The organism is Aquirufa sp. OSTEICH-129A, assembly GCF_054558355.1.
On sequence record NZ_JBPXKC010000004.1, the window covers coordinates 257,838 to 270,730 of the forward strand.

9 protein-coding genes are annotated in these 12,893 nt (G+C 37.3%); 4 read left to right on the top strand and 5 right to left on the bottom strand.

From position 1 onward, the window contains the following. Window positions 1-20: 20 nt before the first annotated feature. Window positions 21-755 carry an LOG family protein gene (locus SKC36_RS09690; protein ID WP_459453791.1) on the bottom strand — a complete coding sequence of 245 codons (735 nt, stop codon included), beginning with the start codon at window positions 753-755 and terminating at the stop codon, window positions 21-23. 175 nt (window positions 756-930) lie between these two features. Here SKC36_RS09690 and SKC36_RS09695 point away from each other — a divergent pair, with 175 nt between their 5' ends. Next, window positions 931-3,360, top strand: coding sequence for a TonB-dependent receptor (locus SKC36_RS09695; RefSeq protein WP_459453790.1), 2,430 nt, complete (start codon window positions 931-933; stop codon window positions 3,358-3,360). A gap of 29 nt (window positions 3,361-3,389) precedes the next feature. On the opposite strand, the gene SKC36_RS09700 is transcribed toward SKC36_RS09695, so the two are convergent. The 4 genes from SKC36_RS09700 to SKC36_RS09715 all read right to left on the bottom strand — a co-directional run bounded on the left by SKC36_RS09700 (window position 3,390) and on the right by SKC36_RS09715 (window position 7,342). Further along, the gene (locus tag SKC36_RS09700) at window positions 3,390-4,238 is read right to left on the bottom strand and encodes a sugar phosphate isomerase/epimerase family protein (protein ID WP_459453789.1); all 849 of its coding nucleotides are present in this window, start codon (window positions 4,236-4,238) and stop codon (window positions 3,390-3,392) included. A 12-nt stretch (window positions 4,239-4,250) separates the two neighbouring features. Beyond that, a complete protein-coding gene (locus SKC36_RS09705) occupies window positions 4,251-5,954 on the bottom strand; it encodes a GMC oxidoreductase (protein WP_459465732.1) in 1,704 nt (567 codons plus the stop codon). Between the two features lie 3 nt (window positions 5,955-5,957). Then, window positions 5,958-6,464: a gluconate 2-dehydrogenase subunit 3 family protein gene (locus SKC36_RS09710; protein WP_459465733.1), complete on the bottom strand. Its 507-nt coding sequence runs from the start codon at window positions 6,462-6,464 to the stop codon at window positions 5,958-5,960. A 98-nt stretch (window positions 6,465-6,562) separates the two neighbouring features. Further along, a complete protein-coding gene (locus SKC36_RS09715) occupies window positions 6,563-7,342 on the bottom strand; it encodes a sugar phosphate isomerase/epimerase family protein (RefSeq protein WP_459465734.1) in 780 nt (259 codons plus the stop codon). A 266-nt stretch (window positions 7,343-7,608) separates the two neighbouring features. Here SKC36_RS09715 and SKC36_RS09720 point away from each other — a divergent pair, with 266 nt between their 5' ends. From SKC36_RS09720 to SKC36_RS09730, 3 genes are all read left to right on the top strand, one after another. Continuing rightward, on the top strand, window positions 7,609-9,132 hold the full coding sequence (locus tag SKC36_RS09720; protein WP_459465735.1) for a sulfatase family protein: 1,524 nt from the start codon (window positions 7,609-7,611) through the stop codon (window positions 9,130-9,132). Between the two features lie 641 nt (window positions 9,133-9,773). Then, on the top strand, window positions 9,774-11,003 hold the full coding sequence (locus tag SKC36_RS09725; RefSeq protein ID WP_459465736.1) for an AraC family transcriptional regulator: 1,230 nt from the start codon (window positions 9,774-9,776) through the stop codon (window positions 11,001-11,003). A gap of 78 nt (window positions 11,004-11,081) precedes the next feature. Then, entirely contained in the window at window positions 11,082-12,893 is a 1,812-nt protein-coding gene (locus SKC36_RS09730) for a glycoside hydrolase family 2 protein (protein WP_459465737.1), read from the top strand.

Consider the following 12,893-nt stretch of genomic DNA (forward strand, 5'->3'; position numbering starts at 1 on the left):
ATACCCTTGAGCAAAACCTATTATCGCTTTTTGTAAATTCTCTTTTCCCCCAAAATCCATAAAGGTTGATTTGGATTTTTCCGAGGAGGGATACGTTTCTCCGATTTGGTTTGAATATGATTGATGGCCAAGGAAATATCATCCGTAAATAAGATATAATCAAAGTCATTGGGACTTACGGTTTGCTCATGAATCAAGGATTCGAAATAGGCCATCAATTTTTCATGGTATTCTAATCCCATGACCACAACAGGAAAGTGATTGATTTTTCCGGTCTGAATAAGGGTTATTACTTCGAAAAATTCATCCAAGGTGCCTAATCCTCCAGGCATAACCACAAAACCCGAAGAATATTTCCTTAACAATTCCTTTCTTACTGAGAAATATCGAATGGTAACAAATTTATCTAAATAGGGATTAGCCATTTGCTCAAAGGGTAATTCAATATTACAGCCAAGTGATACTCCTCCAGCTTGCATAGCCCCTTTATTTGCCGCTTCCATAATACCTGGCCCTCCGCCTGTCATGATGGCAAAACCAAGTTTGGATAGTTCTTCAGCCAACTTTTCGGTAGTTTGATAATAAGAATGATTGGCGTCAAATCGAGCTGAGCCAAAAATGGTAATACAGGGTCCTATAAAGTGGAGATTTCTAAATCCTTTGATGTATTGAAAAAGTACTTCAATGGAGAAAATTAACTCTTTCCAACGTGCTCGTGGTCCTTTTAAAAAATCAAACTCATTTGTCCATTTCATCTGTTTTCTGTTTTATGCTATACCAAACGAATTTACACGATAAATCAGATGTGGCAAGCATATTAAAATAAAAGATATGGGCTACCTCATACTCAAAACATCCAAGTAAGGATACTATAAGAAGTAAGAAATGCTACCTTGTAAGTAATTTAATTTCATTTCCTCTTACCTGTTCATGAAAAAACATTTTTTAGTTATTCTATTAACGATTACCACCCTCTCTTTAGCTTTTGGTCAAGGTAAGGTGTTATCAGGTAAATTGGTCGACAAACAAAGTCGACGAAATATTGAATTCGCCAACGTCAGCCTTTGGAAAAAAGACTCCACAGTTTGGAAAGGAACATTAAGTGATACATTAGGAAATTTTACTTTTAAAGAACTCCCCTCCAATCTAGCTTTCATAAAATTTCAAGCTCTTTCCTATAAAACTCGAATCATTAGTTTAGCTGAATTCTTTTCTATTAAGTCAAATGAGATTACTCTTGAAGCAGAAAATCAAACACTTAGTGAAATTATTGTCAAGGGAGAAAAAGCGGTTTCTGCTCTTCAAATAGATAAACAGACCTTTCAGACCAAGCAATTTCAAAATGCTGCCAACGGGACAGGTTTAGATTTAATGCAAAGACTCCCCGCAGTAACAGTCAATACGGAGGGAGAAATTTCCTTGAGAGGGAGTACAGGTTTTATATTATTAATTGACGGAAAACCGTCTACTCGGACTCCCGCTGATATTTTAGCCCAAATACCCGCTAATTTGATTGAAAGTATTGAACTAATCACAAGCCCTTCGGCTAAATACGATGCCGACGGTAAAGCGGGGATGATAAACATCATTACCAAAAAAAATACGAGAATTGGAAGCGCATGGTCTGGAAACATCATGAATGGGGGTACGCTACCTTTACGATTTAGTAGTGATCTGCAATGGAGTTTTACCGACAAAAAATGGAGTGTATTTGCTGCAGCAGATTATAGAAGGTACGATATTGATGGCTTTCGAGTGGGAGAAATTCGTACAAAATTCCTGGATACGCTTAGCTACATGCCTTCCGAAGGCGTCAGAAATTATATGGATTTTCAATATTCCATCCGAGCAGGTGGTACCTGGCAGGCAAGTACCAATGACCTTTGGAATTGGTCTGCCTATGTAGGAGAAAAACAAACCGACCGAACCGCGAACCTTCACTACCAGGACTTTATTCAAACACAATCAAGGGGTGACCTTTTTTCCTCTTTCCAGTCTACTATAAACCCATATAGGCAATTTTTCAACCAAAATTTATTTATTAGATCGGGTAAATTTCAAACTTATAACGTCGATTATTCTCACACCTATGCTAATCAAGCTAAGTTAAGCCTACTGGGTTTATATGAATATTCAAAATTAGGTGGACCTCTAAATAATTATGATACCTATGAGGGCAGCAACAAGCTCTTATTATGGGAAAGGTCTACCGAAACTAGTCCTTTGAGTGCATGGAGGTTCCAATTAGATTATAGCCTACCGCTGCCAGCCAAGAATAAACTTGAATTTGGTTATCACTTTAGATATGTTAATCATCAAGGAGATTTTCTATTTGAACGTTTTGCTGCAGGAACCAATAGCTGGTACTCTGATCCTAATTACACAGATAAGATGGAATTGGCGCAAAGTATACATGCACCATATGTTCAATTAAACGGAAGTCGTCAGAAGTTTTCATATGCCTTGGGATTAAGGTCAGAATGGATGGACCGTAATCTTACTCATGCCGGAGAACCAGGTAAAACCTACACCCTAAATCAAATATACCTATTCCCCTCTTTACAAGGAATCTGGAAATTAGAAGGAGAAAAAACCCTTCGCATGGCATATAGTAGAAGAATTGAACGCCCTTCGAGCAAATTAATGTCGCCTTTTAAAAACCATCGCCATGCTGAAACGATTGAAACAGGAGACCCTAATTTATTACCAGAAATAGCCAATGTTTTCGAATTAGGCATAAGTAAAGGCTTCCAAAATATCTCCTTTACCGCAACTGCCTATGTCAATTTTCTTCAAGATAAAGTCTTTCGAGTGAATGAAATTTACAGTCGGACAATATTAGGAAGAACCTATACCAATGCGGGAAGTTCTCAATCCACAGGAGTGGAATTTTTAACGGAAATAAGACCTAGTAAAATTTGGAGAGTATACTTATCAGGAAATCTATATCAGTTTGATGTTCAAGGAAATTTTAGAGGAATAGAAACCCAGCAAAGCAGCTTTAATTACAATTTAAACGGTAATACTAGCCTAGACATCAGTCCTAAATTACGTTTTGTTTGGGATTTCAACTATTTATCTAGATCCGTGACTACACAAGGTTACGACTCTGATTTATTGCTTTCCAATGTTAGCATAAAATATGCGCTTTGGGAAAATCGGGCAAATTTGAATTTACAATGCCTCAATGTTTTTAATACCAACATTCAAACCATTGTCACTCAAACACCTGATTTTTTCTCTAGTACAGATTATCGCAAATGGGACCGAGTGATTCAGTTGAGTTTTGGTTTCCGAATCAATGATCGAGGACAAAAAACGAAATCGACCAAAACAGATTACGGAGAAAAAGATTTTTAATAAAAAAGCCCCGAATTCGGGGCTTTTTCCTACAATGATTTAAGATAACTTATACTTAAAGGTACATTGACCATTTCATTATCGCTCTCATCTTCAATAAAGCAATGTTCCACACCCGCTTTTTTACCTAATTGGATAATCTTTTTCCAATTTCCCTGGCCCGTTCCTACGGGAACGTCATTGATGGCTGGAGTATGACCCGTTAAATCACCAACTACCCCCTTGCGTAAATCTTTCACGTGCATTAATTTCCAACGACCTGGGTATTTTTTCAAAAGCTTCACTGGCATTTTTTCGCCCCCTCCATGCAATGTCCATAATACATCCATTTCAAAAGAAACATAAGCTGGATCAGTCTTTTGAATAATGTAGTCTAATAAGGTGCCTTTTTCAAATGCATGAAACTCGTATCCATGGTCATGGTAGCAAAGCGTAATCCCATTTTCTTTCAAAACCTTACCCGCTTTATTAAATACGTTTACTGCTTTCTGAGCGTCTTCTAAAGTAAAATCGTTTCCTTTATGAGGAATCCATGCACACATGACAAATTTAGCTCCCAAGACTTTTGCCTTTTGAACTACAGCCATGGGGTCTTTTTCTAACTCTCCAAAATCTGCTCCAGTAGAGGGAATAGAAATACCCCTAGCATCACATTGCTGTTTAAATTCCTGTAAAGTCATACCTTTAGCGCCTCCACCTTCCAACTCCGTAAAACCCATTCCTTTGATAATATCCAAGGTTTTGAGTGGATCTTGAGGAAATTGTTTTCTAAAAGTATAAGCTTGTACCCCTAATGGATAGGTGTACACTTTTTGGGCATAAGCACCCCAGCTAAGACAAATTCCCAATAGGGCAATCATTAATCGATTCTTTTTCATGTGTATTTTGTTTTATAAGTTCTTTTTTTTCAATTCGTTCACTGCATGATTAGCCGCGCGTGCGGTTAAAGCCATGAAAGTTAAGGTAGGATTTTGTGTCCCTGTGGATGTCATACAGGCTCCATCGGTGACAAATACATTTTTACAAGCATGTAATTGATTCCATTCATTTAACAGGGAATCCTTAGGATTTTTCCCCATTCGAACACCGCCCATTTCATGGATATCAGCACCTGGAGCAGATTTTGAATCAGCTGTTCTAATTTGCTGAAATCCTGCTTTTTCAAACATTTCCTGCATTTGCTCTCTAAAATCTTTGACCATTTTGACATCATTTTCTGTCCAGTCACAAGAGAACACAATTTGCGGTATGCCATATTTATCTTTCAAATCGGCATGTAACCTAATGTGATTTTGTTCCGTAGGCACTGTTTCTCCCATCATCCAAGCGGAGATATTCCATTGGCCCAATTGACGATTCAATAAGTTTTCTCGCAGCGTATCTCCAATTCCATCTTGTTTTGAATATTCACCTCGTCCTCCTCCTACTCCCACGGCATAGCCCCGTAAAAAATCGGTCTCTTGCCTTAATACATTTCTAAATCGCGGGATATAGGCATTGCTTGGGTTTCCTCCCGCTGTCTTTTTATCTTTAAACCCATCATAACTGGCATTTGCCGATCCGCGGTAATTATGCCAAGCTATGTATTTCCCCAAAAGTCCTGAGTCATTTCCCAAACCCTGGGGAAACCGACTAGATATTGAATTCAAAAGTACGGCATTGGTATTGATGGTAGACCCATTCACAAAAATCACCTTGGCATAAAAAGGAATCATTTCATGACTGATGGCATCAATGACCTGAACACCAATGGCCTTTTGCTTTTTCTCATCGTAAATAACAGAATGTACCACCGAATGAGGTCTTAAAGTCAAATTTCCTGTTTTGGCAGCCCAAGGTAAGGTGGAAGAATTACTACTAAAATATGCCCCATAATTACATCCTCTATTACATTGACGCTGACTTAAACACCTACCCCGACCTTGTTTAAAATGAATTTCCTGAGGATCCGTCAAGTGAGCACATCGACCGGCTATCACCCAGCGATTACCATAGGCTTTTTTTAATGTCTCTTTAAGATGCTGTTCTAAACAATTTAATTCAAATCCAGGCTGAACTATACTATTAGGTAGCTCCGCCAAATTATCATTAAAACCCGCTATACCCGCAAAAGTCTCGACATGGTCATACCAAGCAGCTATATCTTTGTATCGTATGGGCCAATCCGTCGCAAAACCATCACGGATAGGACCTTCAAAATCAAAATCAGACCAACGCTGCGTTTGTCTTGCCCATAATAATGACTTCCCCCCGACATGATATCCACGCGTCCATCGAAATGGTTTTTCATACACCACAGGTTGTTCATCATCTGGCAAAGCCCAATGTTTGGTTTCTTCCCGCATAAAGCCACTGGCTGAAAAACCTTGTTTGTCCGCCAAAGTAACTGTCCCACGATGTTCAAACTCCCAGGGGGCTTTAGAGGCGGTAGGATAATCTTCTACATGTTTTACTTGCCTGCCCCGATCCAAAACCAAAGTCTTTAAGCCCCGTTCACAAAATTCCTTGGCAGCCCAGCCTCCACTAGCTCCAGAGCCAATGACAATAACATCATAGGTGTTTTTCTTGGCACTATTTATATTCAAATTGGCCATAAACTATACATTTACGCACCCATGGTAAAAGCCAGGTGCCATGACATAATGATAATGCGCTGTTAATACATACTCGGAGCTAGTATATCCACGAATGGTTTCAGCCCTCAACGTGGTATAAGCCCAAAGATGCTCAGCTGATTTCTCTAAGTCCATGAGCAAGGCTTCTCGTTGAGAGGTATTACATGCTCCAAAAGTCAGGTGATGGTTTAAATCTGCTTGAAGCGACAAAGCCTTCATCGCTGATTTTATTTTATTTTGATCCTCCACTGTATAACAATCGCTAAATAGTTTTTCGAGAAAAAGCTCTACACCTACTCCATTTCCCCCTTTTGACTTACCCTCCGGAATGAATGTCCCTACTATCAGTCGAAGCATTTCCTTTTCTTCGTTTTTAAAAACTGAAATGGGTGCAATACTTTCTTTATTCCAAGCTTCCGCCCAGCTTGGTAAAGCGACCAAAGCCCCAGCTGAAAGGGCTAATGATTGTAAAAGCTTTCTTCTTTTCATTTTAAATTTTATGGCTGAAATTTGAATGAAATCAGTTGGAAAATTACCATTAGCTGCCCTGATTTCATTCAAAAAATTCGTATGTGAAAATGTAGTGCTTATTTCAATTGACCTATTTGTTCTCGGTAATACTGAACCGATCGAATGACAGATGGCAGATTACTTGGCTTCTCTTGGGTATCTCTTTCAATATTGATATTCCCTTGAAAACCTTGGCGCTTTAACTCAGCAAAGACTTCAGGAAAATTTACTACTCCCGTTCCTATAGGTACATCCCTCAATTTTGGATTATTGTATTCGGCTATATCCTTTAAATGGATAGCAATAATGCGCCCTTGTAATTTTTTTAATGCATCTACCGGATTTATACCACTTTTAGGGTAATGTCCTAGGTCTGGGCAAGCATAAAAATTTGGATGATTTTTCATGGCTATTAATAAAGAGTCTGGTGTCCAATAGACACTTGTACCTTTCCAGTGATTATGAATGGCGACCTTAATCTTATATAAATTGGCCAAACTATCTACCCCATCCCATAAATGCACGGGAGGTTCGGCCGTTACATAATTAACTTCCAACTCTTTGGCTATATCAAATTCCTTCTTCCAGCGGTCAATCGTTTTGCCTCCAACTAAATAGATGGATTCCATCTTGAGCCCCTTGGCTTTAATCATCTGTTTCAGTTGTCTGATTCCAGATTTTGATAAATTCATCACGGCAGAGTCTTTCAAGACAGCCCCCGCTTTTCCAAAAGTATAACCCTCAATAAATTTCAAGCCTGCGCTATCCGCTTTGGCTAATTGTTCTGGAAATGAAAATCCGTTAAATGTATATAGGGCCACACCCAAATGCCAATCTTTAGGAGCGAATTTTGCCATATTTGATTTTTTATTCACATATTTATTGGGCTGTTTAGCTAAATTGTCAAAGGTTATACCCAGACAAAAGCTTATAGTGCAGAAGACAAGTATTTTTTTCATATTGAAGTTTTTATTTTCTTTGGATACACTCAACCAGGTGGATCTAAATCAAATTAAATGAAAAAAATCAGTATTATCCTTATATAAAGCTGCAAAATAACAAGGCAAACAACTCAAATTTATTCCTAAAAACATACCATTAAACATTGAACCAAACAACTACTATGAAAAAAACGCTTATTCTATTACTTATTAGCTTTTATGGTTGGGGACAAGCTAAACAAAAGCCAAACATCATTTTTATTATTTCAGATGATCATACTTCTCAGGCCATCAGTGCATATGGAAGTAAATTGGCGAAGACACCCAACATTGATCGAATTGCTAGAGAAGGAGCTATATTATATAATAATGTAGTTACCAATTCCATTTGTGGTCCAAGCAGGGCCACTTTGTTAACTGGAAAATTCAGTCATAAAAATGGCTATAAGTTCAATGAAAAGAAATTTGATATTGAGCAAGCCGTCTTTCCAGAAGAATTACAAAAAAATGGATATCAAACGGCCTGGGTGGGAAAAATGCACTTGGGTACCTTACCACATGGTTTTGATTACCTAAATATACTTCCTGGGCATGGAAGTTACTATAATTCTGATTTTGTAGATAGTCAAAATAAAACCACGCGCCATGAAGGCTATGTCACGAATGTCATTACGCAACTCTCCAAAGAATGGCTAGACAAAAGAAATCCCGACAAACCCTTTTTCATGGTCGTTGGACACAAAGCTACTCACCGTTCATGGTTACCTGATATTCCCGATTTAGGGGCATACGACCATGTAACATTCCCTATTCCTGACACATTTTATGATCAATATGAGGGAAGATTAGCTGCCGCAGATCAAGACATGACCATTGATAAAACCATGATTCTAAGCCAGGACCTAAAAATCCATGGTAAATATGAAGGAGTGGGCGATGGTGGCAATTTCAACCGTTTTACTCCTCAGCAAAGACCGGCTTTCTATGATTATTATGAAAATAAAATAAGTAAAGAGTTTGAGGAGAAAAAGCTAAGCGGTAAAGCCTTGGCAGAATGGAAATACCAACGATACATGAAAGACTACCTTTCAACAGCCAATTCCTTAGATAGAAATATTGGTGAATTATTGGAATATCTAGATAAAACAGGTTTGGCTAAAAATACCGTAGTGGTATATACTTCGGACCAAGGCTTTTATTTAGGAGAACATGGCTGGTTTGATAAACGCTTCATATATGAAGAATCGTTAAAGACCCCATTTGTTATTCGTTACCCAGGAGCCATCAAACCGGGCACTAAAGTGAGCCAAGTAGTTTCTAATGTAGATTGGGCACCAACTCTGCTGGATATTGCTCAGACTAAAGTCCCAGCAGAAATTCAAGGAAAATCTTTTTTACCTGTTTTAAAAGGTCAAGGGAAAAATTGGAGGAATGAATCCTATTACCATTATTACGAATACCCACAACCTCATCATGTTTACCCACACTTTGGTTTAAGAACAGCCCAGTATACCTTAGTTCGTTTTTATGGACCCAAAGACTTTTGGGAATTATATGACATCAAGAAAGACCCAAAAAATTTGCACAATATCTACAGCAAAAAAGAAAATGCGCAAATTATTGCCGATTTGAAAAGAGAATTAGAAAAGAAGATGATTCAGTATGATGACAAAGAGGCACTAGAAATATACCGTAAAGGCATATAAAAAAACAACAACAGGATAAAAAAGCCTATCGCTAATAACGATAGGCTTTTTGCATTCCTGTGTTCTATAATTGTATACTGTCTTTAATCTCACTATTCATTTAAATAACTCTAATTAGAATCATGTAAACGAGTCATCTTTTTAAAATATTAGAATCAAAAGATTTCTATTATTAAATCGATTCTTCAAAACTAGGAGAAATCTTGTAAAAATTTCAATAAAATCTTAGTTATTAGTACAATTTAATAATTCAGTACTAATTTATTCACTATTGCTCGCCCTGCCCAGGGGCGTAAAAATGGAGTTAATGGTTAGGCATTTTCTTATTATTTCGAAGATTAAACTGTAATTAGTTAGTTTTTTTAACAAAATAATGTTTAATTTTAGAAAAATAATTTTTTCTTTTTTAAGTAGCCACCAACTATTTAGGTATAGAATTTGAATTTTAGGACAAAGGAATTTGCCTTTCAAATTCAGCTCCGATGAAGCTTACCTAACTTAAAACTTTAACATGATAATACCGTTCTAAATTTATAAAAATTACTAATTAAGTAATTCAATTGGCGTTGAAAGCATCCATCAGATTAACAATTTTAAAGTTAATCGGTTAAGAAATTGTAAATCCTTTCTAGGGGCTTTCCATGAATTACTTTGTTAGTTTAGTTCTAGCATCCATGTTCTTAACCTTACCTTTTCTATCACTTCTATTTTCGATTATCATCGCTTATTTTAACTATAAGAAGAATAGAGGCATTATTTTCCTTTCCATATTTTACTTTTTGATTGGTATAATCAGTCTATTATACTATTTGTTCACTTACGATGAACAATTACCCTGGCTTTTAGCCATATTATATGGGCACTTCTCCCCATTGTTTTTTTTGATTGGACCAGCAGCATATATATATGTCCGTAACACCGTAACTGACCAAGAAGGTCTATCCAAAAAAGATGTGTGGCACCTACTTCCCAGTATTTATATGCTGATTGGGCTGATTCCTTATTTTTTAAAACCGTACCAAGAAAAAATGGCATTGGTTATTAAAATTCTCAACCAACCAGGAGAGCTTTATCTCAATCAAATTCATTTGCTTACCTCCAATCTAGTCAATGATTTTATTCGTAATTTCTTGTATGTCTTGTATGCTTGGATGATGATCATGTTATTAATTAATGCAGCATGGACTCATAACCCAAAATCCAACGATTCCTATGAAATTCAAAGACGCATTACCTTTCAATGGCTCATCATTTTTGTGGCTTTCAATACTTTTATTGCCAGCATTTTACTTTCATCTAATTTCATCGTTCTTTTTAGTCCAGAAAGAGACTTCAGTAACTTAAATGAATATCTACCCTATTACCGTATCCTAATCATGTTCGCCTTTGTCATGCCTTTGCTAATCTTGCTATTTCCAAGGGTATTATATGGTATACCAAAATTAACTTTAGAAGAACTAGAACTTATCCAATCTAAAAAGAAAAAAAATACTTCCGATAAAATGGAACAAGAGGTAGACGATTCATTTTTTGAATTATCGGATATCATCATGAAGTACATTGAAAATGAGAAACCCTATTTGAATCCTCGCTTTTCTATCCGAGATATTGTGGTCACCCTAAATATTCCCCAGCATCATGTCTCCTTTTGTTTTAACAAAATTTTGAATACTCCATTCCCAACCATAAAAAACAAATACCGCATTGAATACGTAAAAGAACTTATATTAAAGGATAAGGAAAAGCGCTATTCTTTGGAGGGATTAATGAAAGAAGCTGGTTTCACATCCAAAAACAGCTTTTTCCAAGCGTTTAAAGAAATTGAAGGTTGTACACCTAAAGTATGGTCAGAACAACAAAAAATTGCTTAATTCCATCAATATGTTTTTATAAAAAGCCGAGTACACGAGCTTTTTAATAACTTAGGTTTTTCAAATCTATACCTTAACATGAAAAACCTATTCGTTCTAGCCCTGATGGCTATGCAAGTCTTCTCCGTAAATGCGCAAGCATGGAAACCTGCAGGAAATAAAATCAAAAGCCCCTGGGCAGATAAAGTAGATCCCAATAATACTCTTCCTGAATATCCAAGACCACAAATGGTCCGTGATCAATGGCAAAACCTAAATGGCTTATGGGATTATGCCATTCTCAACAAAGGGAGTAATATCCCAAGTCAATTTGAGGGCAAAATTTTAGTCCCATTTGCTGCAGAGTCTAGTTTATCCGGGGTTCAAAAAACGGTGGGAGATCAAAAAGAACTTTGGTATCATCGCACATTCATGATTCCAAGCACCTGGAAAAATAAAAATATCATCTTACATTTTGGTGCAGTAGATTGGAAAGCAGATGTGTGGGTCAATGACATCAAGGTAGGGACCCATCAAGGAGGTTATACTCCATTTAGTTTTGACATTACCGCCTTTTTGCAAAAAGATAAAGAACAAAAAGTGGTGGTCAAGGTTTGGGACCCGAGTGATTTAGGTTTTCAACCTAGGGGTAAGCAAGTGAACAACCCTAGGGGAATTTGGTATACTCCCGTAACTGGAATATGGCAAACGGTTTGGTTAGAGCCAGTAGAATCAACGTTTATCAGTCAGTTAAAAACGGTGCCTAACATAGACGGAGGAAATATCAGCGTTCAATCCAAAATAGAAGGAGCTAATCCCACGGATATCATCGAAGTAAAAGTCTTAGATCAAGGTAAACTAGTTTCTTCAGGAAAGGCAGCCCTCGGACAAGAAGTTTTGGTGGCCATTCCGGATGCCAAATTATGGAGCCCAGAGTCTCCCTTTCTTTATGATTTAGAAGTTTCCGTTTTACGCAATGGTTTAGTTAAGGATAAATTGAAAAGTTATGTAGGGATGCGTAAAATATCCACGAAAATTGATGCTAATGGGATACACCGACTTCAGTTAAATAATAAAAATGTATTTCAATTAGGTCCCTTGGATCAGGGTTGGTGGCCAGATGGATTATATACTGCACCAACGGATGAAGCGCTCTTGTATGACATTAAAAAGACCAAGGATTTAGGTTACAACATGATTCGCAAGCACGTCAAAGTGGAACCTGCCAGATGGTATACGCACTGTGATCGTGAGGGAATTTTAGTATGGCAAGATATGCCAAGTGGCGATAAGGATCCGAAATGGGTAACCAGAAATTATTTCAACGATAAGGAATTCATTCGTTCAAAAGCCTCTGAAGAAAACTTCATGAAGGAGTGGAAAGAAATTATGGACCTAAGCTATTCTAATCCAAGTGTAGTGGTTTGGGTACCATTTAATGAAGCATGGGGACAATTTAAAACACCAGAGGTGGTAGAATGGACAAAAAACTACGATCCATCTCGATTAGTCAATCCTGCAAGTGGAGGAAATCATTATGATGTAGGTGACATGCTGGACATGCATAATTATCCTGATCCTAAAATGGGCTTATTTGATTCCAAGCGGGTGAATGTCTTAGGAGAATATGGTGGTATAGGTTTAGCCCTAGACCAACACCTGTGGGAATCAAATCGGAATTGGGGATATGTACAATATAAAACAAGCGAAGAGGCCACGAAAGCGTATGTTGACCTGGCAGAAAAATTGAAAAAATTAATCCCTTTCGGTTATTCAGCCGCGGTTTATACGCAAACCACCGATGTAGAAATTGAAGTAAATGGTTTAATGACCTATGATAGAAAGGTCATCAAGCTACTTGAAGATAAAATCCGCCAGGCCAATATCGAGATTCGAGAAACATTGAAATAA